At 61.5% G+C, this 26,401-nt stretch carries 26 protein-coding genes and 1 other RNA gene; 17 read left to right on the plus strand and 10 right to left on the minus strand.

Annotated features, from left to right (window positions below; all coding sequences use genetic code 11):
* The first annotated feature begins 11 nt into the window (after window positions 1–11).
* From rodA to thrC, 17 genes are all read left to right on the plus strand, one after another.
* On the plus strand, window positions 12–1,121 hold the full coding sequence (rodA, locus tag G394_RS0106240) for a rod shape-determining protein RodA (protein WP_028576926.1): 1,110 nt from the start codon (window positions 12–14) through the stop codon (window positions 1,119–1,121).
* Window positions 1,122–1,413: 292 nt separating this feature from the next.
* Window positions 1,414–1,809, plus strand: coding sequence for a F0F1 ATP synthase subunit B (locus G394_RS0106245; RefSeq protein WP_245578274.1), 396 nt, complete (start codon window positions 1,414–1,416; stop codon window positions 1,807–1,809).
* A gap of 60 nt (window positions 1,810–1,869) precedes the next feature.
* Entirely contained in the window at window positions 1,870–2,439 is a 570-nt protein-coding gene (locus G394_RS0106250; RefSeq protein ID WP_028576928.1) for a F0F1 ATP synthase subunit B, read from the plus strand.
* Window positions 2,436–2,990 (plus strand): ATP synthase F1 subunit delta, encoded by a 555-nt coding sequence (gene atpH, locus G394_RS0106255; protein ID WP_028576929.1) that lies wholly within the window; start codon window positions 2,436–2,438, stop codon window positions 2,988–2,990. The genes G394_RS0106250 and atpH overlap by 4 nt, the downstream gene beginning before the upstream one ends.
* Before the next feature lie 5 nt (window positions 2,991–2,995).
* The gene (gene atpA, locus G394_RS0106260) at window positions 2,996–4,504 is read left to right on the plus strand and encodes a F0F1 ATP synthase subunit alpha (RefSeq protein WP_028576930.1); all 1,509 of its coding nucleotides are present in this window, start codon (window positions 2,996–2,998) and stop codon (window positions 4,502–4,504) included.
* A gap of 20 nt (window positions 4,505–4,524) precedes the next feature.
* Entirely contained in the window at window positions 4,525–5,397 is an 873-nt protein-coding gene (locus tag G394_RS0106265; RefSeq protein ID WP_028576931.1) for a F0F1 ATP synthase subunit gamma, read from the plus strand.
* A 13-nt stretch (window positions 5,398–5,410) separates the two neighbouring features.
* Window positions 5,411–6,820, plus strand: coding sequence for a F0F1 ATP synthase subunit beta (atpD, locus tag G394_RS0106270; RefSeq protein WP_028576932.1), 1,410 nt, complete (start codon window positions 5,411–5,413; stop codon window positions 6,818–6,820).
* A gap of 21 nt (window positions 6,821–6,841) precedes the next feature.
* Window positions 6,842–7,270: a F0F1 ATP synthase subunit epsilon gene (locus G394_RS0106275; protein ID WP_028576933.1), complete on the plus strand. Its 429-nt coding sequence runs from the start codon at window positions 6,842–6,844 to the stop codon at window positions 7,268–7,270.
* A 205-nt stretch (window positions 7,271–7,475) separates the two neighbouring features.
* Entirely contained in the window at window positions 7,476–8,864 is a 1,389-nt protein-coding gene (glmU, locus tag G394_RS0106280) for a bifunctional UDP-N-acetylglucosamine diphosphorylase/glucosamine-1-phosphate N-acetyltransferase GlmU (RefSeq protein ID WP_028576934.1), read from the plus strand.
* An 8-nt stretch (window positions 8,865–8,872) separates the two neighbouring features.
* Window positions 8,873–9,052 (plus strand): hypothetical protein, encoded by a 180-nt coding sequence (locus G394_RS18235; protein ID WP_043774879.1) that lies wholly within the window; start codon window positions 8,873–8,875, stop codon window positions 9,050–9,052.
* Between the two features lie 24 nt (window positions 9,053–9,076).
* Window positions 9,077–9,331 (plus strand): cell division protein ZapA, encoded by a 255-nt coding sequence (locus G394_RS0106290; RefSeq protein WP_245578281.1) that lies wholly within the window; start codon window positions 9,077–9,079, stop codon window positions 9,329–9,331.
* Window positions 9,329–9,511: non-coding RNA, 6S RNA (gene ssrS, locus G394_RS20680), on the plus strand. The genes G394_RS0106290 and ssrS overlap by 3 nt, the downstream gene beginning before the upstream one ends.
* A gap of 155 nt (window positions 9,512–9,666) precedes the next feature.
* Window positions 9,667–11,223 (plus strand): ribonuclease Y, encoded by a 1,557-nt coding sequence (gene rny, locus G394_RS0106295; protein WP_028576936.1) that lies wholly within the window; start codon window positions 9,667–9,669, stop codon window positions 11,221–11,223.
* A 7-nt stretch (window positions 11,224–11,230) separates the two neighbouring features.
* Entirely contained in the window at window positions 11,231–12,019 is a 789-nt protein-coding gene (locus tag G394_RS0106300) for a TIGR00282 family metallophosphoesterase (protein ID WP_028576937.1), read from the plus strand.
* Window positions 12,016–13,212 carry a tyrosine--tRNA ligase gene (tyrS, locus tag G394_RS0106305; protein WP_028576938.1) on the plus strand — a complete coding sequence of 399 codons (1,197 nt, stop codon included), beginning with the start codon at window positions 12,016–12,018 and terminating at the stop codon, window positions 13,210–13,212. The genes G394_RS0106300 and tyrS overlap by 4 nt, the downstream gene beginning before the upstream one ends.
* Before the next feature lie 8 nt (window positions 13,213–13,220).
* Window positions 13,221–14,075, plus strand: a complete 855-nt coding sequence (locus G394_RS0106310; protein WP_028576939.1) for a UbiA-like polyprenyltransferase — start codon at window positions 13,221–13,223, stop codon at window positions 14,073–14,075.
* A 24-nt stretch (window positions 14,076–14,099) separates the two neighbouring features.
* Window positions 14,100–15,542: a threonine synthase gene (gene thrC, locus G394_RS0106315; protein ID WP_028576940.1), complete on the plus strand. Its 1,443-nt coding sequence runs from the start codon at window positions 14,100–14,102 to the stop codon at window positions 15,540–15,542.
* Between the two features lie 150 nt (window positions 15,543–15,692).
* Here thrC and G394_RS0106320 read toward each other — a convergent pair whose 3' ends face one another.
* The 10 genes from G394_RS0106320 to G394_RS18240 all read right to left on the minus strand — a co-directional run bounded on the left by G394_RS0106320 (window position 15,693) and on the right by G394_RS18240 (window position 26,401).
* The gene (locus G394_RS0106320) at window positions 15,693–16,508 is read right to left on the minus strand and encodes an LpxI family protein (RefSeq protein ID WP_028576941.1); all 816 of its coding nucleotides are present in this window, start codon (window positions 16,506–16,508) and stop codon (window positions 15,693–15,695) included.
* Between the two features lie 6 nt (window positions 16,509–16,514).
* A complete protein-coding gene (lpxA, locus tag G394_RS0106325; RefSeq protein WP_028576942.1) occupies window positions 16,515–17,306 on the minus strand; it encodes an acyl-ACP--UDP-N-acetylglucosamine O-acyltransferase in 792 nt (263 codons plus the stop codon).
* Window positions 17,306–17,770: a 3-hydroxyacyl-ACP dehydratase FabZ gene (gene fabZ, locus G394_RS0106330; protein ID WP_028576943.1), complete on the minus strand. Its 465-nt coding sequence runs from the start codon at window positions 17,768–17,770 to the stop codon at window positions 17,306–17,308. The genes lpxA and fabZ overlap by 1 nt, the downstream gene beginning before the upstream one ends.
* A 7-nt stretch (window positions 17,771–17,777) precedes the next feature.
* Window positions 17,778–18,806 (minus strand): UDP-3-O-(3-hydroxymyristoyl)glucosamine N-acyltransferase, encoded by a 1,029-nt coding sequence (lpxD, locus tag G394_RS0106335; protein WP_028576944.1) that lies wholly within the window; start codon window positions 18,804–18,806, stop codon window positions 17,778–17,780.
* A gap of 11 nt (window positions 18,807–18,817) precedes the next feature.
* A complete protein-coding gene (locus G394_RS0106340; protein WP_028576945.1) occupies window positions 18,818–19,330 on the minus strand; it encodes an OmpH/Skp family outer membrane protein in 513 nt (170 codons plus the stop codon).
* A gap of 39 nt (window positions 19,331–19,369) precedes the next feature.
* Window positions 19,370–22,051: an outer membrane protein assembly factor BamA gene (bamA, locus tag G394_RS0106345; RefSeq protein WP_028576946.1), complete on the minus strand. Its 2,682-nt coding sequence runs from the start codon at window positions 22,049–22,051 to the stop codon at window positions 19,370–19,372.
* Window positions 22,041–22,718, minus strand: coding sequence for an ABC transporter ATP-binding protein (locus G394_RS0106350; protein ID WP_028576947.1), 678 nt, complete (start codon window positions 22,716–22,718; stop codon window positions 22,041–22,043). Before G394_RS0106350 ends, bamA begins: the two co-directional genes overlap by 11 nt.
* Window positions 22,711–23,940 (minus strand): lipoprotein-releasing ABC transporter permease subunit, encoded by a 1,230-nt coding sequence (locus tag G394_RS0106355; RefSeq protein WP_028576948.1) that lies wholly within the window; start codon window positions 23,938–23,940, stop codon window positions 22,711–22,713. Before G394_RS0106355 ends, G394_RS0106350 begins: the two co-directional genes overlap by 8 nt.
* A gap of 46 nt (window positions 23,941–23,986) precedes the next feature.
* The gene (gene lysS / locus G394_RS0106360) at window positions 23,987–25,495 is read right to left on the minus strand and encodes a lysine--tRNA ligase (RefSeq protein WP_028576949.1); all 1,509 of its coding nucleotides are present in this window, start codon (window positions 25,493–25,495) and stop codon (window positions 23,987–23,989) included.
* A gap of 66 nt (window positions 25,496–25,561) precedes the next feature.
* The gene (locus G394_RS18240; protein ID WP_051307001.1) at window positions 25,562–26,401 is read right to left on the minus strand and encodes an amidohydrolase family protein; all 840 of its coding nucleotides are present in this window, start codon (window positions 26,399–26,401) and stop codon (window positions 25,562–25,564) included.

A 26,401-nucleotide genomic window follows, 5' to 3' on the forward strand; every position in this document is an offset into this window, starting at 1 on the left:
GGGAGACGCACATGTTCGACAGACGCCTTGTCTTCCACATCAACTGGGGGCTCGTGGCCCTGACCGCGATCCTCTTCCTGGTCGGGGTGATCAACCTCTATTCGGCCAGCGCCCTGCGCGTCGCGACGGGCATCGAACTCGACAGCTACTTCAACAAGCAGCTGCTCTGGGGCGGCGCGGGCCTGCTGGTCATGTCCTGCATCGTCCTTGTGGACTATCGCCATTTCAAGGCCGTGTCCTGGCCCTATTTCGTCCTGTCGCTGCTTCTCTTGGTCGGGGTGAGCGTGGCCGGGAAAACCATCTACGGGGCCAGACGCTGGCTCGACCTCGGGTTTTTCAACCTGCAGCCGACGGAACTGGCCAAGATAGCCGTGCTCATCCTGGGCGCGCGACTTCTGGCCCGAATGGACGGACGCCTCGGCTGGGTCAATCTGGGCAAGGTCCTCCTTGTGGGGCTCGTGCCGGCGGTGCTCGTGGTCAAGCAGCCCGACCTGGGGTCGGCCCTGAACATCCTGCTGATTCTGGGCGGGATGATCCTTTTCAAGGGCATCGCGGGCGGGGTCTTCAAAGTGCTGATCGTGGTTCTGCCCTCCACGCTGCCCTTCGGGTGGTTCTTTCTCCACGACTACCAGAAGCAGCGCATCCTGACATTCCTCGATCCCGGCAACGATCCCCTCGGCGCAGGGTATCACATCATCCAGTCCCAGATCGCCATCGGGTCGGGCGGTTTCTGGGGCAAGGGCTTCCTGCAGGGCACCCAGAGCCAGTTGCGCTTCCTGCCCGAGAAACACACGGACTTCGCCTTCGCCGTGTTCGGCGAGGAGTGGGGATTTTTCGGGTCCGTGATTCTGCTGACCCTTTTCTGCTCCTTCCTCTACCAGATCTACATCGTGGCCATGGAGGCCAAGGACGATTTCGGCAGCTATCTCGCCGCCGGGGTCTTCTTCTACTTCTTCTGGCAGATCCTCATCAACATGGGCATGGTCCTTGGCATCATGCCCGTGGTTGGCATCCCCCTGCCTTTCATCAGTTACGGGGGCAGCGCTTCCGTGGTCAATTTTTGCATGATCGGCGTGGTTCTCAACGTGGCCATGCGCAGGTTCGTCTTCAAGAACGCCTGAGGTTTCTGATCCGTTTTTTCGGAGCATGTCTTCTTTTCAGACTGGAGGTGCCGGAAAATGTTTCGGCACCGTTTCCGGTCGACGCGTTTTCATGGGTCAGAATGGTGCATCCAAGGCACGTGAATTTCTGAACAAAGTGCGCAAACCCAGGAGTTGCAAACCAATTTGCTGACAGTTTGTCCAAAAAGATTTTGACACGAAAATGGGAATCAGATAGAGGCCCTGTGACTTTGAACAAAAATTCACATACTTTTTGGGGGGCGGCATGATTGATCTCGATTGGACATTTTTTATGCAACTTGTGAACTTTCTGATCATCCTGACGGTGCTGAACCTGATCCTGTTTCGCCCGATCCGTGGGATCATCAAGAAGCGGGCCGAGGTCATGAGCGAAAAGCTCGGTTCCATCGAGGCCTTCACGGCCAAGGCTGAGTCCAAGCTCGAAAATTACAAGGCTTCCCTGTCCGGCGCCCGGGTCGAGGCGCAGCAGCTGCGCGTGTCCCTGAAGGCCGAAGGGTCAGAAGCCGAGGCCGCGGTCCTGTCCAAGGCCGGCGCCGAAGCCGCCGAGAAGGTCGCCGCCGCCCGCAAAGAGATCGATGGTCAGAAGCAGGCCGCCCTGAAGGCCCTGCGCAACGAAGTCGCGGGCTATGCCAAGAACGTCGCCGACAAGGTGCTCAGCAAGGCGTAGTCGGGCTGGAATTTCCTTGTGTGTCATAGATGTACTTTTTCATATAAGGAGGGCGGAATTTTGAAAAAATTCAAGACTGTCGGATTGGTGACGGCAGCACTGGTTCTTTGCGCGGCGATTGCCTTCGCCAGCGACGGAGAGGGTGGGGGCCACAATAAATGGCTCGACCTTCTGTATCGCTTTATCAATTTCGGCATCGTGGCCTTCCTGGTCTACAAGTTCGCGGGCAAGCGCGTTGCGGACATGCTGACCGGCCGCACCAAGCAGATCGAGACGGATCTGGCTGACCTCGACGAGCGTAAGGAAGACGCGGAGAAGCGCCTGCTGGAAGTTGAGTCGAGCATCGCCAATCTCGAGGCCGAGAAGGCCAAGATCCTTGCCGACGCCAAGGCCCAGGGCGAGGCCATGCGCCAGGCGATCATCGAGAAGGCCGAAGTCCAGGCTGCGCAGATCAAGGCTCAGGCCGAAGTTTCCGCGGCTCAGGAGGCCAAGCTGGCCATCGACGCCATCCGTGAAGAGCTGGCCGAAAAGATCGTCGCTGCCGCCGAAGACATGGTGAAAAAGCAGCTGAAGAAGAAAGATCACGAAGATTTGGTCAACGAATATCTTAAAAAGGTGGTGCTCAATTGACTGGGAATATCGTAGCAAGACGGTACGCCAAGGCGTTGTTCACCGTTGCGCAGGCGCAGTCCGACAAGGCTGTCATGGCGCAGTACGGCGACGACTTGGCCAGGCTGGCTGGAGTCCTGGAGAATGCGCCTGAGCTCACGAAGATCTTCCGCAACCCGATTTTCGGAGTGGAAGAAAAGAGAGGAGTGATCGTCAAGATTCTGGACAAGGTCGCGCCCTGCGCCATGGTCCGGAACTTCTGTCTGCTTCTGGCGGACAAGAACAGGCTGGCTTTTCTCCCCGAGATCAACGCGTCGTACGGCATGCTCCTGGATGCGGCCCAAGGCGTTCTTCGTGGCAAACTGGTGACGGCTGTGAAGCTTTCCGACGGGGTGCAGAAGAACGTTGTCGACAAACTGCAAAAAGAGTCGGGTCAGAAGGTGGTCCTCGATTACGAAGTTGATCAGGACATCATCGGCGGGCTCATGCTCAAGATCGGGGACAAGGTCCTTGACGCTAGTATTCGGGCTCAACTGCAAATTTTGAAAGAAAATATCAAAAGGGGTGAGTAGAGGCTATGCAGATCAAAGCAGAAGAAATTAGCCAGATCATCGAAGGCCAGATCAAGAACTACGAGAAAAAGGTCGAGATGAGCGAGACTGGCGTGGTCCTGTCGGTGGGTGACGGTATCGCCCGCGTTTACGGATGCGAAAACGCGATGGCCATGGAACTCCTCGAGTTTCCCGGTAACGTCATGGGCATGGTTCTGAACCTTGAAGAAGACTCCGTGGGCGTCGCTCTTCTCGGCGAGACCGAACACATCAAGGAAGGCGACATCGTCAAACGTACGGGCCGGATCTTCCAGGTTCCCGTCGGCGACGCGGTCATGGGCCGTGTCATCGACCCCCTGGGCAATCCCATCGACGGTCTGGGGCCGATTCAGACGGATATGTTCCGTAACGTCGAAATCAAGGCTCCCGGCATCATCGCCCGTAAGTCCGTGCATGAACCCATGTACACGGGTCTGAAGGCCATCGACGCCATGACCCCCATCGGCCGCGGACAGCGCGAACTGATCATCGGCGACCGTCAGGTCGGCAAGACCGCCGTTGGCGTCGACGCCATCCTGGCCCAGAAGAACAGCGACATCCACTGCTTCTACGTCGCCATCGGCCAGAAGCGCTCCACCGTCGCCCAGGTCGTCGAGGCCCTGCGTCAGAACGGCGCCCTGGCCTACACCACGGTCATCTCCGCCACCGCTTCCGAACCGGCTCCCCTGCAGTTCATCGCGGCCTACTGCGGATGCACCATGGCGGAGTTCTACCGCGACAACGGCAAGCACGCCCTGATCGTGTACGACGATTTGTCCAAGCAGGCAGTGGCTTACCGCCAGATGTCCCTGCTGCTGCGCCGCCCTCCGGGACGTGAAGCTTTCCCCGGCGACGTTTTCTACCTGCACTCCCGCCTGCTGGAGCGCTCCTGCAAGGTCAACGACAGCCTCGGCGCCGGTTCCCTGACCGCCCTGCCGGTCATCGAAACCCAGGCCGGCGACGTGTCCGCGTACATCCCGACCAACGTTATCTCCATCACGGACGGTCAGGTCTACCTGGAGCCGAACCTGTTCATGGCCGGCATCCGTCCCGCCATCAACGTCGGTCTGTCCGTCTCCCGAGTCGGCGGTGCGGCCCAGATCAAGGCCATGAAGAAGGTCGCCGGCACCCTGCGTCTTGACCTCGCCCAGTACCGCGAACTGGCCGCCTTCGCCCAGTTCGGCTCCGATTTGGACAAGGCCACCAAAACCAAGCTGACCCGCGGTGAGCGTCTGGTCGAACTGCTCAAGCAGCCCCAGTACCAGCCCATGCCCGTCGAAGAGCAGGTCGCCGTGCTGTACGCCGGTACCCGCGGCTACCTCGACGACGTCGCCGTGACCGACGCCATCCGCTTCGGTAACGAACTGGTCGATTTCATGCGCAACCAGAAATCCGACGTCCTGGCCGAAATCGTGCAGACCAAGGACCTTGGCGCCGAAACCGAAAAGAAGCTGGCCGCAGCCCTCACCGAGTTCAAAGCCGGTTTCAAAGCCTAGGATCGTTTAAGGAGTCGTAAATGGCATCACTGAGGGACATTCAAAACAAGATCGTCGGTGTGAAAAAGACCAAGCAGATCACGAAAGCGATGAACATGGTCGCTTCCGCGAAGCTGCGTGGTGCTCAGAACCGAATCGAGCGCTTCCGTCCCTATGCTGATAAGTTCCATGACATTCTTATCGATCTGGCTTCCCGCGCCGACGCCAGCGTTCATCCCCTGCTTGAGAAGCGCGAAGAGATCCAGAACATAGGCATCGTTCTGGTCACTTCGGACAAGGGGCTGTGCGGCAGCTTCAACGCGAACCTCTGCAACGCCGCCAACAGGCTGGCCAAGCAGAAGGAAGCAGAAGGCAAGACCGTCAAGTTTATCTGCATCGGAAAAAAAGGCAGGGATTTCATCCGCAAGACGAGGTTCGAGATCGTTTCGCAGTACGCTGAGAATATGACCAACTTCGATTTCCAGTTGGCCAGCGAAACGGGCAACCTCGTCATCGATGGATATCTCTCCGGACAGTTTGACGAAGTGCATATCGTTTTCGGAAAGTTCGTGAGCATCGCCAAGCAGGAAGCGACGTCGTCACAGATCCTCCCGGCCGAGACGGCCGAGGCGGAAGCACCGACCGGCGCCACCAGCGAATACATCTTCGAACCATCGGTGGAAGGGCTTCTGGCCGAACTTCTGCCCAGATACGTCAAGGTTCAGATGTACCGCGGCCTGCTTGATACTTCGGCCAGCGAGCATGCGGCGCGCATGTCGGCCATGGATAACGCGACCAAGAACTGCGACGAAATGGTCGGCAGCCTGACCCTTGTCTACAACAAGGCGCGCCAGGCGAGCATCACCACCCAATTAATGGACATCGTAGGCGGTGCCGAGGCACTGAAAGGATAAGGGGGCATAACGCATGAGTGCTGTTAATACCGGTAAAATAGTGCAGGTCATCGGGCCTGTTGTCGACTTGGAGTTTGCAGAAGGCAAACTTCCAGGCATCCTGAACGCCATTCTAATCACCAACCCGACCATCGACGCCGAAGAAGACAACCTGGTCGTCGAAGTCGCCCAGCACCTTGGCAACAGCGTCGTCCGCTGCATCGCCATGGACAACACCGACGGTCTCGTCCGCGGCCAGGTCGGCAAGGACACGGGCAGGCCCATCCAGGTGCCCGTAGGCAAGGCCTCCCTGGGCCGCATCCTGAACGTCGTGGGCCGCCCCGTGGACGAAAAGGGCCCCATCGTCGCAGAGAAGAGCTACCCGATCCACCGCACGGCCCCGAGCTTCACCGAGCAGTCGACCAAGATCGAAGTGCTTGAGACTGGCGTCAAGGTCATCGACCTGCTCGTCCCTTTCCCCAAGGGTGGCAAGATGGGCATGTTCGGTGGTGCCGGCGTCGGCAAGACCGTTATCCTCATGGAGATGATCAACAACATCGCCAAGAACCACGGCGGCATCTCCGTGTTCGCCGGTGTCGGTGAGCGCACCCGTGAAGGAAACGACCTGTACCATGAAATGATAGACGCGGGCGTTCTGGACAAAGCCTGCCTTGTCTACGGTCAGATGAACGAACCTCCGGGAGCCCGTTCCCGCGTCGCTCTGACCGCTCTGGCCGCCGCGGAGTACTTCCGTGACGAAGAAAACCAGGACGTGCTCCTGTTCGTCGACAACATCTTCCGTTTCACCCAGGCCGGCTCCGAAGTCTCCGCGCTTCTCGGCCGCATGCCCTCCGCCGTCGGTTACCAGCCGACCCTGGGCACCGACCTTGGTGAGTTGCAGGAACGCATCACCTCCACCAACAAGGGTTCCATCACCTCGGTGCAGGCCGTTTACGTTCCCGCCGACGACTTGACCGACCCCGCCCCGGCCACGACCTTCTCGCACCTTGACGGCACCATCGTTCTGTCCCGTCAGATCGCCGAGCTTGGCATCTACCCCGCGGTGGATCCGCTGGACTCCACGTCCCGCATCCTCGACCCCAACGTCATCGGCATGGACCACTACATGACCGCTCGCGCCGTGCAGAGAATCCTTCAGAAGTACAAGGACCTGCAGGACATCATCGCGATTCTGGGCATGGACGAGCTGTCCGACGAAGACAAGCTGACCGTTTCCCGCGCCCGCAAGATGCAGCGCTTCCTGTCCCAGCCCTTCTTCGTTGCCGCCCAGTTTACCGGCAAGGAAGGCCGCTACGTGAAGCTCGAAGACACCATCAAGGGCTTCAAGGAGATCATCGAAGGCAAGCACGATTCCATTCCGGAGTCCTGCTTCTACATGGTCGGCGGCTTGGACGAGGCTCTGGAAAACGCCAAGAAACAGTAATTCTTGCCCTGGGGTATTGATATGGCTAAGACAATAACGCTTGAAATTGTGACACCGGACAAGATGGTGCTGCAGGAAGAGGTCGACTACGTCGGCGCTCCCGGCATCAACGGTGAATTCGGTGTCCTGCCCAATCATATCCCGTTTCTCTCTGCGCTTGGTATAGGGAGCCTCTACTACAAACTGAACGGCAAAAAGTACTACGTCTTTGTTGCCGGCGGGTTTGCAGAGGTGTCCCCTGCGAAGGTGACAGTTCTTGCTGAAGTGGCGGAAAAAGCTGAAGAAATCGATCTGGAACGGGCCCGCAGGGCTCAGGAAAGAGCCGAGCAGCGCGCCAAGCAGCAACAGGAGAAATTGGATCACGCGGCCGTGCAGGCCGCCCTGGCCAGGGCGCTTCACCGCATGAAGTGTCGTGCTAGCGCCGTGAGCGAAGGCACGTGCCGCATGTAATGAAGGCTGTATGACGACTACGAAGGCAGGTTCTCCGGAACCTGCCTTTTTTTTGGCATCAGGCTCTTGAAGGGCGGCTCATCTGTCGATATTTTCCTGGTCTGTTTGCAAACGGGATTATGAGAACATCTGCGACGCCGGCGTCCTGTCAGGCGCCGATATTTCCCGCCAGTCGGGAGACTCTCGCACAGCTATGGAGTAACGGATGAGCGCCACATTGGGTTATGTTCTTCTTGCGGCCGGAAAGGGAACCAGGATGCATTCCGATTCCCCGAAGGTGCTGCAAGCGGTTTTGGGCAAGCCTTTACTTGGATATGTCTTCGATGCGCTTGCGCATGTCCCGCCAGGGCTCGTTTGGACGGTCATCGGGTTCGGGGCGCATGAGGTCCGCGCTGCATTTGCCGCACGGGATCTGCAATTCGTCCTGCAGGAAGAGCAACTGGGCACAGGGCATGCCGTTTCGCTCGCCTGGCCGGAGATCGTCGCCAGCGGTCTGACCCACGTCTGTGTTCTGAATGGAGACACCCCGTACGTGCCGGTGCAGGAAGTGGAGGCCCTTGCGGATTTGTGCCGAGATGAGGGCGCTGCAATGGGCATGCTGACCCTGGAGCTGGAAAACCCTTTCGGATACGGACGGGTAGTTCGGTTCCCAGATGGCACGGTCTTGCGTGTCGTGGAGGAAAAAGACTTCGATGCCGTGGAATATGGAGGCGAGATCAATGAGGTCAATTCCGGCGTCTACGTGTTCGATGTGGCCCAGTGCTCAGGGCTTTTGGCGAAGATGGACCGGGACAACGCCCAGGGCGAGTTCTATCTTACGCAGTTGATCAGCCTTTGCGCCGAGGCGGGGCTGTGCGTTGCAGGCATGCCGTTTGGCAGCTCCGAGCTGCTGCGCGGCATCAATTCTCCGCAGGAGTTGGTTGACTTCGAGGAAGCACTCCGAGCCCGGATTGTCGCGGGACATCTGCGGTCAGGCGTCATTCTGCGCGGTGGATCATCGATCGTCATCGGGCCCGATGTCGAAATCGCACCCGGGGCCGAGATCGTCGGTCCGTGCGAAATCTACGGGCGCACACGGATTGAGCGCGGCGCGCGCATCTCGTCCCACTGCTGGATCAGGGACGCGGTTCTTGGTCCTTGCCAAGTGAAATCCTTTTCTCATATTGAGGGGGCACGCATCGGCGAAGGTGCGTCGGTTGGTCCCTATGCCCGTCTCCGGCCGGGGGCAGACATCGGCCGCAAGGCTCGGGTCGGCAATTTCGTGGAGGTCAAGAATGCGACCCTCCACGAGGGCGCCAAGGCGGGGCACCTGTCCTACCTCGGCGACAGCGACATCGGCGCGGACGTGAACATCGGCGCGGGCACCATCACCTGCAACTATGACGGGGTGCGCAAGCACCGCACCGAGATCCGCGAGAAAGCCTTCATCGGAAGCAACACCGCCCTGGTGGCCCCGGTGGTCGTTGGGGCCGGGGCAGTTGTCGGGGCTGGGTCCGTGGTGACGAAGGACGTCCCTGACGCGGCCCTCTGCGTCGCCAGGGCCCGACAGACGAACATCGAGAGAAGAAAGCGCCAAGAAAAACCTCAATCCTAGGACGTTACATGGATATCCTGAATCAACTCACCGAGAAGATAACCCTTCTCCTGGAACGCCAGGAGGCCTTGAAACTTGAGAATTCGCAATTAAAGGAATCTCTTGAGCAGGAACGACAGACCAAGGAAGCGGTCCTGGCCAAGGTCGAAAATATCTTGAACAGGTTGCAAGAGGTTGATAGAAACTAGTCAATGCCAGGATACAATTTGACCGTGCTCGGCCTCGAACTTTCCTTCGAGGCCGACGTCCCGCCCGAGCGGATTCGCCAAGCGGTGGATTTCGTGCACAAGCGATACAGCGAGTTGCAGGGGCGGGCCAGCAACATGAGCAAGGAGCGGCTCCTGACATATCTGGCACTCAGTCTGGCCGACGATTATTTACATGATCAAGGGAGGCTGTCGCAGCTTGAAGGCAATCTGCAGCAGCTTCTTTCGAAGATAGATAGTCCTGAAGAACAGCAGACCTAAACCCTGGAGGGTCAGTGATTGGTGATGCGTTTTTGAGCCAATAAAGCGCAATTAGGGTAGCTTACAACGGCCTTGTGTGCATGCTCCGGATATTACCGGAGAAGCCTTATGGGCTGTAGCCAACCCCCTCTTAACTTAAGAGGTTCAAAATAAATCCCAACACTGCCTTCCGGGGCTTTTCAAAAGTCTGTCCCTTCGTTGACCAGGCCCGCCCGATTCCCTCCTTGCAGATGCGATCACACGCGCTGTCGTTCCGGACGTCCGATTGAAGGACAGGAGCGTCACTTTATGGCCCTCGCGCAGGCGTTTCAATATATTGCGCCAAGGAGTTTTTCATGGCTGACATCATCATCACCGCATTCATCTGTATCGGCATCGGTGCGGTAGCGGGTTATCTTTTCAAGAAATATATCACCGACAAGGAAATCGAGGACGCGCAGAAACTTTCCGAGCGCATTCTCGACGAGGCGAAGAAGGACGCCCAGGCCCACAAGAAGGAGCTGCTGCTTCAGGCCCAGGACGAGGTCTTTGCCTTGAAGAAGGAGATCGAGCAGGACGCCAAGGACCGCGAGCGCGAGCTCAAAAAGAACGAGGCCAGACTCCAGGCCAAGGAAGAGCGCCTGGAAAAGAAGGTCGAATCCCTGGCCCAGAAGGAAAGCGAGCTGGTCAACCTGGAGAAGAAGGTCGCCAGGCAGGAACGGGCCGTGGAGGAGAAGGAGGAGTCCCTGCAGGAACTGGTCACCCAGCAGCAGGCCAGGCTCGAGGAAATTTCGGGCCTGACGGCCGAAGAGGCCCGCACCCGCCTCATGCAGGAGATCGAGAGCAAGGCCCGGCATGAAGCGGCCAAGATGGTTCGCGTCATCGAGGTCGAAGCCCAGGAGACCGCCCACCGCAAAGCCCAGATGATCATCGCCAGCGCGGTCCAGCGCTACGCCGGTGACTACGTCGCCGAGCACACGGTCAGCTCCGTCGAGCTGCCGAGTGAGGACATGAAGGGCCGCATCATCGGCCGCGAAGGGCGCAACATCCGCGCCATCGAAGCCGCAACAGGGGTGGACCTGATCATCGACGACACCCCCGAGACGGTCATTCTTTCCGCCTACAACCCCCTGCGTCGCGAAGTGGCCAAGCGCTCCCTGGAGCGCCTCATCAGCGACGGCCGCATCCACCCCGCCCGCATTGAGGACATAGTCAAGAAGGTCGAGAAGGAGATGGACGTCCAGATCCGCGAGATCGGCGAGCAGGCCACCTTCGACCTCGGCGTGCACGGCATCCACCCCGAGATCGTGCGCCTGCTGGGGCAGCTGCGCTTCCGCACCAGCTTCACCCAGAACGTGCTGCAACATTCCCTCGAAGTCGCGTTCCTATGCGGCATCATGGCCGCGGAGCTGGGGTTGGACATCAAGAAGGCCAAGCGCGCCGGCCTGCTCCATGATCTGGGCAAGGCCGTGGACCACGAGGTGGAAGGTCCCCACGCCATCATCGGCGCCGACCTGGCCAAGAAGTACAACGAGTCGAGCGAAATCGTGCACGCCATCGCGGCCCACCACGAGGACGTGCCGCCCAAGTCAGTGTACGCGGTCCTGGTGCAGGCCGCCGACAGCCTGTCCGGCGCCCGCCCCGGCGCGCGCAAGGAACTGCTGGAGAGCTACGTCAAGCGCCTGGAGGAGCTGGAAGGCATCGCCACCGGCTTCAACGGCGTGAGCCGCGCCTTCGCCATCCAGGCCGGCCGCGAGGTGCGCGTCATGGTTGACTGCGACGCGGTCAACGACGACCAGATATTCATGCTGAGCAAGGACATCGCCAAGCAGATCGAGGAGAAGATGACCTACCCCGGCCAGATCCGGGTCACAGTCATCCGCGAGAAGAGGGCCGTAGGCATTGCCAAGTAGCTCCTTTGTGCGGCTTCTTTTTCTCGGCGACATAGTTGGCAGAACAGGGCGGCAGATGGTGAAGGACCATCTGCCGCGTTTGCGTCGTGAAATGGGCCTGACCGCCGTATTGGCCAACGGCGAGAACGCTTCCGGGGGCCTGGGGATTTCGGCCAAGAGCGCCATCGAACTGCGGCGCGCCGGAGTGGACGTGCTGACTACGGGCAATCACGTCTGGAAGTTCCCCGACATCCGGCCCGTGCTGGCGGACGAACCCTGGATACTGCGGCCGGCCAACTACCCGGCCGGGGCCCCGGGCCGGGGCTGCGGCGTGTTCAGTCTGGGGGAAGGACTGCCCGAGCTTGCGGTCATGAACCTCCAGGGACGGACGTTCATGGACACCGTGGACAGCCCGTTCGCAACGGCCGAGGGCCTGTTGGCATCCATCCCGTCCGGGGCGCTGGTCGTGGTGGACATGCACGCCGAAGCCACCTCCGAAAAGCGGGCCCTGGCCCACATGTTGCGCGGCCGCGTGCAGGCCGTCGTGGGCACGCACACGCACGTGCAGACCAACGACGCCTGCGTGCTGGACGGTGTCACGGGGTACATTTCAGACCTCGGCATGTGCGGGCCCGAGGACTCGTGTCTGGGCATGGACAACGACGTCATTCTGCGCAAGTTTCAGACCTGCCTGCCGCAACGTTTCGAACTTGCGAAAGGACCGTGCATGCTGAACGGTGTTGTGATCGAACTGGACCGGGGAAAATGCCTGAGCATCGTCCCCTGGCAATACAGGGAACATAAGGAAGAGTCATGACAGACAAAGAGTTGGCCCGCCAGCTGGAACAGATCCGGCGCGGGAGCGTGGAGATCATCAACGAAGAGGAACTGGTCGGGAAGTTGCGCCGCGGCACGCCCTTGCGCGTCAAGGCGGGGTTCGACCCCACGGCCCCGGACCTGCACCTGGGCCACACCGTCCTCATCCAGAAGCTCAAGCACTTCCAGGAGCTCGGCCACCACGTCATCTTTCTGATCGGCGATTTCACGGGCATGATCGGCGACCCGTCTGGCAAGTCCGAGACGCGAAAGACCCTGACGCGCGAGGCCGTGCTGCAAAACGCCGAGACCTACAAGAAGCAGATCTTCAAGATCCTCGATCCCGAGCGGACCGAGGTCGCCTTCAACTCCACCTGGATGGACGCCTTCACGGCCGCGGATTTCATCGGCCTGTGCTCCCGCTACACCGTGGCGCGCATGCTCGAACGCGACGACTTCGAGAAGCGCTTCAAGGGCAACCAGCCCATCGCCATCCACGAGTTCCTCTACCCCCTGGTGCAGGGATACGATTCCGTGGCCCTGCGCGCCGACGTCGAACTCGGCGGCACGGACCAGAAGTTCAACCTGCTCATGGGGCGCCACCTGCAGCGCGAGCACGGCCAAGCATCGCAGATTGTCCTGACCGTGCCCATCCTCGAAGGCCTCGACGGCGTGCAGAAGATGAGCAAGTCCTTGGGCAACTACATCGGCATCGACGAGGCCCCGGCCGACATCTTCGGCAAGGTCATGTCCATATCGGACGAACTCATGTGGCGCTACTATGAGCTGCTTTCGGACCGCTCCCTCGACGACATTGGTAACCTGCGCGAACAGGTCCTGAACGGAGCCCTGCACCCCAAGACCGCCAAGGAGGACCTAGCCGAGGAGATCACCCGGCGGTTCCACGGCCCGGCGGCGGCAGCCACGGCGCGCGAGGGGTTCAACGCCGTGTTCGCCAAGCAGGGAATCCCCGAGGATATCGAGGTGTTCGACGCTGCTGCCGGGACGGCGCTGGTCGACGTGCTGAGCGAGAGTGGGGTCTGCTCGTCCAAGGGCGACGCCCGCCGTATGTGCAAGCAGAACGCCGTGACCATCGACGGCCGCAAGGAGGACGATCCCGCCTTTGCGTTCGATGCCGGCGAATACGTGCTCAAGGTCGGCAAGAAGCGCTTCCTCAAGGTCATGGCGAAGTAGGGGGGAGCATGTGGCGTAAAATCGTTCTCCTGGCCCGCATGGTCAAGATCGAGCATTCCATCTTCGCCCTGCCCTTCGCCTATCTCGGCATGCTCTGGGCTGCCGGCGGGTGGCCCGGTTGGCGGGTCTTCATCGCCCTGACCGTGGCCATGGTCGCGGTGCGCTCCTTCGCCATGGCCGTGAACAGGCTGGCGGACCTGCCCATCGACGCCAAGAACCCGAGGACCTTGACGCGCCCCCTGGTGACCGGGGAAATCGGCGTGGCCGAAACGCGGGTCTTCATCGCAGCGAGCGCGGCCGTCTTCGTCGTGGCTTGCTGGTTCCTGAACCCGCTGTGCCTGATGCTTTCACCCGCGGCCCTCGTTTGGTCCGGCCTGTACAGCTTCACCAAGAGGTTCTCGGCTTTGTGTCATTTCTTTCTGGGCTCGGTCCTGGGGCTGGCCCCGCTGGCCGGCTGGCTGGCCGTTTCGCCCGCGGTGGAGATGGCCCCGGTCCTGCTCGCCCTCGGCGTGACCTTCTGGGTGGGCGGCTTCGATATCCTCTACGCCTGCCAGGACGTGGAGTTCGATCGCAGCGAGGGCCTGCATTCCCTTCCGGCCCGGCTTGGCGTGGGACCGGCCCTGGCCGTTTCGACCTTCAGCCACGTGGTCACCAGTCTTTTTTTTCTGCTGGCGGGCTGGGCCTCCGGGGCCGGACTCGTCTATCTCGCCGTGTGCCTGGCGGTGGCAGCTATCCTGCTGCTTGAGCATCGACTCATATCGGAGCACGACATGAGCCGGGTCAACCTGGCGTTTTTCACCCTGAACGGTTTTGTGGCCGTCTTTCTGTTTGCCGGGGCCGTCCTCGATACGGTGCTCGGGTAACTCTGTCCTTTGAGGGGGCGTCTCATGCACGAAGCCAATGTTTTCCCTTCCTACCGCGGGGAAATGGAATATGTCTGCCTCGGCTGTCAGGCCAGGTATCCCATCGACGAACTGCACTACACCTGCCCGCAGTGCAAGGGCGTGTTCCTGCTCGAGGACGCCCGTTTCGGCGAGCTCGAAAAGACCTCCGGCCAAGCCTGGCGCGACACGTTCGACCTGCGCGCCGCCACCAAGAACCCGGCGCTACGCGGCATTTTCCGTTTCTATGAACTGATGGCGCCCGTGCTCGGCGAATCCGACATCGTCTACCTCGGCGAAGGCAACACGCCCGTGACCCGCTCCTCCGCCGCCCTGGAGCGTCTCGTGGGCCAGCCCATGGCTTTCAAGAACGACGGGCAGAACCCCTCGGCCTCCTTCAAGGACCGCGGCATGGCCTGCGCCTTTTCCTACCTGCGCCATCTCGTGGCCAAGCACGGCTGGGACAACGTCCTGACCATCTGCGCCTCCACGGGCGACACCTCGGCCGCCGCGGCGCTCTATGCCGCCTACGTGGGTGAGCCCCTGACCTCCGTGGTGCTCCTGCCCAAGGGCAAGGTCACGGCACAGCAGCTGTCCCAGCCCCTGGGCAGCGGCGCGCGCGTGCTCGAAATCCCCGGCGTGTTCGACGACTGCATGAAGGTCGTCGAGTATCTGGCCGACCATTACCGCGTGGCATTGCTCAATTCCAAGAACGCCTGGCGCATCCTGGGCCAGGAGAGTTACGCCTTTGAAGTGGCCCAGTGGTACGATTGGGACATGCGCGGCAAGGCCGTGTTCGTGCCCATCGGCAACGCTGGCAACATCACGGCCGTCATGGGCGGCTTCCTGAAGCTTTTGCGCCTTGGCGTCATCGACGTGCTGCCGCGCATCTTCGGCGTGCAGTCCGAACATGCCGACCCGGTCTTCCGCTACTACAACCAGACTGTCGGCGAGAGACGCTACGAGGCCGTCAAGGTGCGCCCCTCCGTGGCCCAGGCAGCCATGATCGGCAATCCCGTCTCCTTCCCGCGCGTGGCCTTCCTGGCGGACAAATACCAGGCTCTGGGCGGCTCCTTCCAGGTCGTGCAGGTCAGCGAGCAGCGCATCATCGAGTCCATGCTGCTGGCCAACCGCCACGGCCACATCGCTTGCACCCAGGGCGGCGAATGCCTGGCCGGACTGCTCAAGGCCCGGGAGCAGGGCCTCATGGACAAGGGCGAGCTGGCCGTGCTGGACGCCACGGCCCACGCCCTCAAGTTCTCGGGCTTCCAGGAGATGTACTACCAGAATTCCTTCGGCCCGGAGTACGGCATCACGCCCGACGAGAAGCTCGCCAACGCTCCGCGTCTGGTCATCGGGCAGGAGGACAAGGACCGTCTTTCCGAGGACGCCTTCACGGCCCAGGCGGCGCAGAACGTTGTCGAGATTCTGGGGCTGAACAAAAGGTAGTTCTGTCCGAGACAATCCGTGCAGGAAAGGCCGGGGCTTGCGTCCCGGCCTATTTTTTTGGCGTAGAGCGACGGCGTCGCTTGGCTGTCGGAGGAGTATCCGTGGATAGAGAGCGCCGGTGCGTTGTCTTGCGTGCGCAGCGTGCGGGGATCAGGAAGCGCTTGCGGCCAAGGAGACGATGGTGATGCCGCTTGCGTCGGCGTATTCCAGGGTGCGACCCTGTTCGAAGAATATGCACCCTCCGGCCTCTACGGCCAGGCAGGTGGCCCCGACCTCGGCCATGACGCGCAGGGTGTTCGGACCGACGGCGGGCATGTCCAGGCGCCGGTCTTGCGTGGGTTTCGGGCGTTTGATCACGACGGCGCCGGCCCCTCCCAGCTGACCGCCGCGACGTATGGCGGCGTCGGTGCCCTCTATGGCCTCCACGGCCAGGACGATCTTTTCCCGCACCACTAGGCACTGCCCGATATCGAACGACCCCAGACTTTGGGACACGTTCCAGCCGAAGGAGATATCCTCCTGTTCGCGTTCCGTGGGCTTTCGGCGGGTCAGGACGCCCTCGGGGGGGAGCAGGTCGGGGGAATAGAGATGGGGGGCCACAACCTGCATGCCCTCACGCTCCAGTTCCGAAGTGACGGCCCGCAGTAGCGCGTCGTCGCCGCGTGTCTTCGTTGAAAAAAGGAGCTTCGCAGCGCGCCAGTCCGGGCGCAGGTCAAGGGCGCGGGGTTTGTTGATGGGGCCGGCCATGACCACGTGGGTCACGCCATGGGCGGTAAAGAAGTCGATGAGGCGGCCGAGTTGGCCGAGCTTGAGCCATACAAAGGCGTCGCAACGCACGGGGAAAGCCGGGTCGGTGTCTGACGCGAATCCGGCACCGACGACCCGCTCTCCCCGTTCCTTCGCGGTTTTGGCCACAGTGATGGGAAAGGCGCCCCCGCCGGCGATGATGCCAAGGGTCCTGCTCATGCCCGCTCAGATGCGTTCAGGCGTGATGGTGCCCCGTTTGCTGGCGCGGATGAACTCCAGGAGTTTCATGACCTGCGGGAAGCTGCCAAGCTCCGTCTCGACCTGCTGCATGACTTCGTTGCGTTCCTGGTTCGAGCGCCAGATGAGCTTGTAGGCCGACTTGAGGGCGCTGATCTCCTCGGACGAGAAGCCGTGGCGGCGCAGGCCGATGAGGTTCAGGCCGCGCAGGGTGGCGCGCTCGCCAACGGTAAGCATGAACGGAGGGACATCCTGTGCCACGCCGGTCTTGCCACCGATGAAGGCGAAATCGCCGATGGTCACGAACTGGTGCACGGCTGACAGGCCGCCCACTACCACTTCGCTGCCGACGATGACGTGGCCGGCCAGGGTCGCGGCGTTAGCCAGGACGTTGTTGTCGCCGACGATGCAGTCGTGGGCGATGTGCGAGTAGGCCATCATCAGGTTGTCCGACCCGACTTTGGTCAGGCCACCGCCGCCTTCGGTGCCGCGGTGGATGGTGGAGAATTCGCGGATTTTGTTGCGGTCCCCGATTTCGAGGCGGGTCTCTTCGCCGTGGAATTTGAGATCCTGGGGCTCGCCGCCGACACAGGCCATGGAATGGACGTGGTTGCCCGCCCCGAGGGTGGTGAAGCGCTTGATCTGCGCCCCTGCGTCGATGACGGTGCCGTCTCCGATGCGCACGTCATCCTCGATGATGGCGAACGGCCCGACAGTCACGCCGGTGCCCAGGATCGCGCCGGGCGATACGATGGCGGCGGGGTGGATGGTCGTCTGCATCAGTCCTCCCTGGGTACCACGGATGCGGTCAGGATGCCTTCGGCCACAACTTTGCCGTCGACCATGGCCTTGCCGTTTGTCTTCCACATCATCATCTTGTGGCGCTCGTAGGTGACGTGCAGGTGCAGCTGGTCGCCTGGGAACACGGGGCGCCGGAAACGCACTTTCTCCATGCCCGTGAACAGGAAGATCTTCCCGACGGTTTCGGCCGCGGGCAGGCTTTTGATGACCATGATCCCGCCGGCCTGGGCCAGGGCCTCGAGGATGAGGACGCCGGGCATGACGGGGTAGGACGGGAAATGGCCCTGGAAAAAAGGCTCGTTGATGGACACGCTCTTGATGGCGTGCACGGATTTCATGGGTTCGAAGCTCAGTACCCGGTCCACGAGCAGAAAGGGGTAGCGGTGAGGGAGCAGGTCCAGGATGTCCCGGCTGACGATTTCGCCGCTTTCTGGTTTGGTGATCATGTCGTTACCCTTTGTTGGCGATTTCTTCCCGTAAGGCGGCCAGTTCCTTTTCCAGTTTCGAAAGGCGGCGTTTCATCTCCGGCAGCTTGGGCATGATCGCGGATGTCCGCAGGAATGTGCCGTGGGACATGGCCGGGATACCGCTCATATCCTGCTTGGGAGGCACGTCTTGCCCGATGCCGGACTTGGCCCCGATGCGGCAGCCGTCTCCGAGGTGGATGTGCCCGGCCACGCCGACTTGGCCGGCCAGGATGACGCCGTCGCCCAGGGTCGTGGAGCCGGCGATGCCGACCTGAGCCACGATCAGGCAGTTGCGGCCGACGCGGACATTGTGTCCGAGCTGGACCAGATTGTCGATCTTGGTGCCCTGGCCGACGCGGGTTTCGCCAAGGGCGGCGCGGTCGATGGTCGTGTTGGCGCCGATTTCGACGTCGTCCTCGATGACGACCCTGCCGATCTGCGGGAACTTGGTCATGGCTCCGGCACCCTGGGCGAAGCCGAAGCCGTCGCTGCCGAGCACGGTGCCCGCATGGAGGATGACGCGTTTGCCCAGGTTCGTCCCGGCCATCAGGGAGCAATTGGGGTAGATGACGCAGTCCTCGTCGACGACACAGTCTTCGCCGATGTAGCTGCCGCTGAAGATCCGGACTCCGCGGCCGATGCGCGTGCCCTTGCCTATCGACACGAAGGGCGCCACGGCGGCGGCGGGATCTATCTCCGCTTGGGGATGGACGAAGGCCAAGTCGCTTACGCCCTCGAAGCAGCCTTGCGGCTTGGCGAAGAGCTGCACGCACCGCGCGAAGTCAAGGTAGGGGTTGGAGCTGATGAGGCAGGGCTTGTCCCCAGGCGCCTGGTCCGCCGAAACGATGACCGCCCCCGCCCTGGTCGTGGCCAGTTGGGGGGCGTACTTCGGGTTGGCCAGGAAGGACAGCTCCGCGGGCGAGGCGTCGGCCAGGGTGTTGACCCCGCTGACGTCCATGTCCCCGCCCTGCAGAGGCAGTCCCAGGCTGGTTGCGATTTCGGAAAGACGCATTGCTGTCCCGATTACTTGCGCATGGCCTTGTTCAGTTCGGCAATGATGGCGCCCGTCAGGTCGACGTTGTCCTGGCTGAAGACAAGGCCGCTGGCCTGCTTGTCGAAGATGGCCGTGAACCCGTTCTTCTTGCCGTAGTCCTGGATGACTTCCAGGAGCTTGTCGATGATGGGCTTGGAGAGGCTCTGCTCGGCCTGCTGCAGCTTGCGCTGGTAGCTCTGGCCCATGTCCTGGAAGTCGCGCACCTTGCGCTTGTACTGGGCTTCCTTGTCCAGCTTGGCTTCCTGGCTGAGCATCATCGACTGCTTCTGCAGTTCGTCCTTGAGGCCGTCCAGGGACTTCTTCTGGGCGTCAAGATTGTCCTTCATGTCCTTGAACTGGGACTTGAGCTGTTCCATGGCCTTGGAACCGGGCTCGGATTTGGCGATGACGGCCTTCATGTCCACAAACCCGATTTTGGTTTCGGCGCTGGCTGTCAGGCTCATGCACAGGACGAGAAAAAACGTCAGGATGAATACACGCATGGAAATCTCCTCGATATGTCCGTAATCTTTGGTTTGATGTTAAAAGAACTGTCCAACTGAAAACTCGAAACGTCCTTCCCGCTCATTGTTGATTTCGTCAAGCGGGTAGCCATACTCCAGTCGCAGGGGGCCGAGGGGGGAGTACCAGCGCACACCGGCGCCGACGCTCTTGTACAGGTCGGTGTCGATATTCTCGTCTTCGTCCCAGGCCTTGCCGGCATCAAAGAAGACCAGTCCGAGGATGCCCATCTCCTTGTGCAGGGGCACAAGATACTCGGCGTTGAAGAAGAAGCTCTTGTTGCCGCCCTTCTCGTCGCCTTCTTCATACCCTTCGGACGCGTCCTTGTCATCGTAGAGCGGTGAGACGCTGCGTTCTTTGTAGCCGCGCACAGAGTTCATGCCGCCGAGGTAGAACCTTTCGAAGGGCGGAATCCGATCGCCCCCGTTCTCCATGATGTACCCGGCCTGGGCGTGCAGATGGATGACGGTTTCGAGGAAGATGGGGAAGTAGTGGTTGGCGTCGGCGATGTACTTGATGAAGTCGTCGTCGCCGCCCAGGATGCCGCCGCCGTACTCGGTGGAGAACTGGTGCGTCATGCCCTTAGTCGGGTTGATGCGGCGGTCCGTGGTGTCGCGCTTGATCGATGCGTAGAACGAACTGGCCCAGTTCTCGCCTTCGATGTCCTTGATGACCTTGTCGGCGTCGTCCTCCACGTCCTCGATGGTGTACTGCTCGAGGCGGTAATGCCAGTTCAGGTTGGTGTACTCGCCTAGGGGGTACCCGAAGAGCAGACGGCCGCCCATGGCCTGCTTGTCGTAGTCGGAATAGTCGTTGAGCTTGTTGTAGAGGCTCACGCCCATGCCGAGGTTGGTGTCGTTGTAGTGGGGGTTCCAGAAGGTCGCCGTGTAGTCGGCGGACTTGGCGCTGATGGTGCCCGTGAAACCGAGCTGGTAGCCCATGCCGAAGAGGTTGCGCTCCAGGATCTGGCCCGAGAAGAAGACCTGCGCGTAGCTGGAGTAGCCGACGCCGGCGGAGAACTGCCCCGTGGGCTTCTCCTTGACTTTGACCCGGAGGTTCAGTTCGTTGGGGGAGCCTGCGGGTTCCGGGGTGATTTCCACGGTCTCGAAGAAGTCGAGCTTGTTCAGGCGCGCATTGGACCTGCGCAGCTGGGAGCCGCTGAAAAGATCGCCGTCAGCCAGGCGCATTTCACGGCGGATGACGTTGTCTCTGGTTTTGGTGTTGCCTTCGATCAGCACGCGGTTGATGGACACCTTGGCGCCCTTGGACATGGTGTAGGTCAGGGCCACGGTGTTTTCGGCGTCGTTGCGGTCGATCTTCACGTCGGCTTCGGCGAAGGCATAGCCGAAGTTTGAGTAGTGCTCCGTGAGCTTCTGCAGATCCGAGCGCATGACCGAACGGTCGAGGTATTCCTTCTTGGCCACCAGATCGTCCATCTTCACCACGGAGTTCAGATCCTGGGGCGCGCCGATCATCTCGCCGGCGTATTCCACCGACGTGACCTTGTAGCGCGCGCCCTCGTCCACCTGGAAGGTGACGGTGATGCCCGTTTCCGAGTACGTGACCTCGGGCTGGCCGACCTTGGCGTTGAGGAAGCCGCGGTTGCCGTAATACGCTTCCAGGGCGGCTGCGTCTCGGTCGAGGATCTCCTCGCGCAGGACGCCGGAGCCGGTGATCCAGGACAGCATCCCGCGTTCGGACAGGGCCAGTTCGTCCTTGAGGTCGTCGGGGTCGAGCTGCTTGGCGCCCTGGATGATGATGTCCGTGACATAGAGCTTCTTGCCCTCGTCGACGAGGATGTTCAGGCGGGCGCGTTTGGCGTCAGCCTGTTCGAGGCTGTAGCTGACCTTGGCGTTGTAGTAGCCGTCCTTGCGGTACAGTTCGCGAATTTTGCCCATGTCGTCGGCCAGGACGCGGGGGTTGAGGACGGCTCCGGTCTTGGTGGCGATGGCCGCCAGGAGGTCGTCGGCGTCCAGTTCCTGGGCGCCCTGCACGGAGATGGCCTGGATGAGGGGCTTTTCCTTGACCGTGATGATCAGGCGTTTGCCCTCGGAACTGTCATCCATGGAAATTTCGATATCGTCGAAGTAGCCGAGGTCGTAGAGGCTTTTGAGCTCGGCGTTAACGGCCTTGGGGTCGTAGGTGTCGCCGGGTTGGATCTTGAGGCGCATGAGCACGACATCGTCGTCGAGGATTTCGTTGCCGCGCACGTCGATGGAGGCGATGCGGTCCTTCTGCTGCATGCCGAGCTTGATCTTGGCCGCCGTCTCGTCGATGGCCGGGAGGATGTTGATGACCCCCTCCTTGACGACGAAGAACGGCTTGGGCTCGGTCACGCCGTAGGCCTCCACCAGACGGGTGTCCAGGCTGATGCTTTCGCCCACCTGGCTGAAACTGCCGTAGACGGCATGGCCGGCTCCGGCGAGCAGCGCCATGTCCTTGGCCACGTTCAGGTCCAGGTATTCGATTCGCTGTTCCTCAAGCAGGCGCATGGTCTCGCCCTCAGGCACCACGTCGAAGCCCATGTCCGTCAACCGTTCCCGAAGCATCTTCGGCAGGCTTTCCTCCAGATAGGCTAGATCCGGGCCCGCATTCACGGCAAAGGGCAGGACGATGACCTTTCCCGAAGTTTCCGCGAAGGACGGTCCGGCGCAGAAAAGACCGAGGACGAGAAGCAGAAGCAGGAACGCGTTACGATTCATACAGTTCTCCGGAACGAAGCTCCAAGGTGCGACGCATGCACTGGGCAAGTTCAACATTGTGGGTGACGACGACCAGGGTCACACCCTGATTCCTGTTCAAATGCAGCAGGAGGTCGTTGACCTCCCGCCCCGTTCGTTCATCCAGGTTTCCGGTGGGCTCGTCGGCCAGCACCACCGCAGGTTCGAGCAGGATGGCGCGGGCAATGGCCGCGCGCTGTCTCTCTCCACCGGACAGAGTGGTTACCCTGTGATGGAGGCGATGCGCAAGCCCCACGCGCGACAAAGCAGCGTCGGCCATTTCCAGGGCCCGGCCCCGGGGCATGCCGCCGATGATGCCTGGCATGGCCACGTTTTCGCGCGTGGAAAATTCGGGCAGAAGGTGGTGGAACTGGAACACGAAGCCCATGTTCCGGTTGCGGATGCGGGCCCTCTCCTTCCAGCCGAGGGTCGAGATGTCCGCGCCGTCGAAGAGGATGGTCCCCCGGGACGGTACGTCCAGGGTGCCCATGATCTGCAGGAGCGTGCTCTTGCCCGAGCCCGAGGCCCCGATGATGGCCAGGGAGTCCCCGCGGCCCACGGTCAGGTCTATGTCGTTCAGCACGGTGAGGGTTTCCTCGCCCTGCTGGTAGGATTTGCCGATGCCCTGCAGGCGGTAGACGTCACTCATAGCGCAGGGCCTCGGTGGGGTGCATCCCGGCCGCCTGGCGGGCAGGGTAGAGGGTGGCCAAAAAGCACAGGATCATGGCCGACACGGCGATGAGCGACATGTCCAGAAGCTCGGTCTTCACCGGGAGGTGGTCCAGGTAGTAGACGTCGGCCGGGAGCTTGATGAACTGGTACTTCTTGAGGAGCGAACAGATGGCCAGGCCCAGGCCGAACCCGATGCTCGTGCCCACGGCGCCGATGAGGGAGCCCTGCAGGATGAAGATGTTGCGGATCTGCGGCGGCGTGGCGCCCAAGGCCATGAGCACCGCGATGTCCTTGGTCTTCTCCATGACCATCATGACCAGGGTGGTGATAATGGAGAAGGAACCCACCAGCACGATCATGGTCAGGATCACGGCCATGGCCGTCTTTTCGAGCTTAAGCGCCGCGAAGAGGTTCTGGTTCATCTCGATCCAGTTGCGCGAGTAGAGGGGGAAGCCCCCGAGGCTGCGGACCAGGAGTTCGCCGGTCTGCTGCACCGCGTCGATGTTGGTCACCCGGTACTCGATGCCCGTGACGACGTCGCCCTCGAAGCCGAGGATTTTCTGAGCCTCGGGAATGGAGACGAAGACCAGGGACGAGTCATATTCGTACATGCCGGAATTGAAGATGCCGACCACGTTGAAGAAGAGAATCTTGGGCGAAAAGCCGGCTGCGGACTTCTTGCCGCTCGGGGCGAGCAGACTGACGCGGCTGCCCATGGTCAGCCCCAGACGTGTGGCCAGCTCCTTGCCGATGACGATGCCCGGCGTGTCGGCCTGGTTCCCCAGATCCTTCAGACTGCCGCTGACCAGATCCTTTTCCACGGACAGGACCTGACCGGCCGTATTCGGGTCGATGCCGCGCAGGACCACTCCTTTGACCCCCGAAGGGGTGGACAGCATGACTTCATAGTAGATGAAGGGGGTGGCGGCCGCGATGCCGTCGAGCTGCATGCTCTTGTCCACCAGACGGTCGTAGTTTTCGATGGTCTGCTTGACCGAGCCGACGATGAGGTGGGAGTTGATGCCCAGGATCTTGTCGCGCAGGTTCTCGCTGAATCCGTTCATGACGCCGAGGACGACGATCAGCGAGGCCACGCCGATGGCCACGCCCAGCACCGAGATGAGCGAGATGACGGAAATGAAGGCCTGTTTGCGCCGGGCCAGAAGATACCGCAGAGAGACAAACAGTTCGAATTGCATGGGTTCTCGCTTGGTGGAGACGTGCCGGACAAGCAGCGCCGGGGCGCTAGCCGGCGATCTCGGGCCGCAGCAGCGGGAAGAGGATGACCTCCCGGATGGACGGCGAGTCCGTCAGCAGCATGACGAGGCGGTCGATGCCGATGCCCTGCCCTGCGGCGGGGGGCATGCCGTACTCCAGGGCGCGGATGTAGTCCTCGTCCATGGCGTGGGCCTCGTCGTCACCGGCAGCCTTTTCGCGCACCTGCTCCTCGAACCGGTCCTTCTGGTCGTAGGGGTCGTTGAGCTCGGAAAAGGCGTTGGCCATCTCCTGCCCGCAGATGAACAGTTCGAACCGGTCCGTGATGTCGGGGTTCTGGTCGTTCTTGCGCGAGAGCGGGGAGATGTCCGTCGGGTAGTGATAGATGAAGTGCGGCTGGATGAGTTTGGGCTCCACCAGGTTGTCGAAGAGCTTGGCCTGGAGCTTGCCGAGCTTCTCCTTGGGCTGCACGGCTTCGCCGAGCTTCTGGGCCAGGTCCTTGCACCTGTCGTAGTCGGTGTAGACATCCGGGGACACGCCACCGATCTTTTCCAGGGATTCGTGGAAGGGCATGCGCACCCAGCCGTCCTGCAGGTCGATGATCTGGCCCTGGTATTCCACGAGGTGGGTGCCGCTTACGGCTTTGGCCACCCCGCCCAGGAGTTCCTGGGTCAGGTCCATGAGGTCGACGAAGGTGGCGTAGGCCCAGTAGAATTCAATCATGGTGAATTCCGGGTTGTGCCGCGTGTCGATGCCTTCATTGCGGAAATTTCGGTTGATCTCGTAGACCCGGTCGAAGCCGCCCACCAGAAGCCGTTTGAGGTACAGTTCCGGGGCGATGCGCAGGAAGAGGTCCATGTCCAGGGCGTTGTGGTGCGTCCGGAAGGGTTTGGCCGTGGCGCCGCCGGCGATGGGCTGCATCATGGGCGTCTCGACTTCCAGGAACCCGCGCTCGTTCAGGAAATTGCGGATGTACTGCACAATGGCCGTGCGCTTGCGGAAGATCTCGCGAGCGCGGTCGTTGACCAGCAGGTCGACGTAGCGCTGGCGGTAGCGGGTCTCAACGTCCTTCAGGCCGTGGTACTTTTCCGGCAGGGGGCGCATGGACTTGGTCAGCAGGCGGACCTGATCCGCCTTGACGGTCAGTTCGCCGGTCTTGGTGCGGAACAGGCCGCCGACTACGCCGACGATGTCGCCGATCTCGAATTTCTTGAAAACCCCGTACGCTTCTGCGCCGAGGTCGTCGCGGGCCGTGTAGACCTGGATTTTTCCGCTCGTGTCCTGGATGTGGAAGAAGGTCACCTTGCCGAAAGAGCGGTGGGCCATGATGCGGCCGCACAGGGAAAACGAGCCGGCTTCGCTGGCCAGCGTTTCTTCATCCTTGTGCCCGTGGGCGTCGAGGATGTCTCCGATTTCGGCCGAGCGGCGGAAGTCGTTGGGATATAGCGGAATGCCCGCGTCGAGCAGGAACTGGGCCTTATCCTTGCGGTGGCGCAGCAGCTGCTTTTCGCTGGGGGCATTTGTCTGTTCTTGTGTCAAGGAAAGTCTCCTCGGGGGGTATTGCGTCGGTTAACCAGACGCGGGTATTGGAAATTGTACCCGTCGTCAAGAAAAGTCAATGCCGGGAGCTGGCGGCCGGCCTGCAAATCCGCCGGGTTGGAGGCTCTGCGCCAGCCGATTTCCGTTGCCCAGGATCGTGCTGTCGGACACACGCAGTTGCGCGAGAAGGCGGGTCAGGGCCGAACGCTCGGATTTCGGGGAGAAAAGCGGGTAGTCGCTGCCGAAGATGATCCGGCTCCGGTCATGGCGGGCCAGAAGGGCGCCCATGGCCGAAGCGGGGACGACGTCATTGCAGCAGGACGTATCCATATAGATGTCCTTCCCGGCCAGATGCTCCAGGGTTTCCTCCCACAGTCCGAGCCCGCCAAGATGGGCGGCCACGACGTCGAGGCCCCGGTGGCGCATAAGGACGAGGGACAGGTCCCGCGGGTGGGAGAGCGTCGCTTCGCCGGGCCGAACCGGGCCCATGTGGACCATGACGAGGAAGCGGTTCCGGACGCTTTCCCAGACGGGGTCCCAGAGCGGCGAGTTCAAGGGGACGCCGGAGAGGTCGGGATGGATTTTCAGGCCGCGGATGCCGTTTCGCTCCAGGCGGTCCAGCTCCTCCGCCCAGGCGGGATGCTCCGGGTGGACCGTGCCCAGCGGGATGAGGTGTGCGTGGGTCCGCCGCAGCCCGATCATCCAGGAGTTGGCCGGAATCATCTGGTCCGGGCGCAGGGCCGCGGTGAAGCAGATCGCCTGCGACAGACCGGCTTCGGTCAGGTGCTTGAGGAGGTTTTCGGCCGAGCCGTCGCCGGCCGGGTCGCGCCCGAACTCGCGGCCTATGGCCGCCGCCAGCCTTGGGCCGATCTTGGGGGGGAAGACGTGGGTGTGACAGTCGACCAT

It is taken from the genome of Desulfomicrobium escambiense DSM 10707 (genome assembly GCF_000428825.1).
Taxonomy (GTDB): Bacteria; Desulfobacterota; Desulfovibrionia; order Desulfovibrionales; family Desulfomicrobiaceae; genus Desulfomicrobium; species Desulfomicrobium escambiense.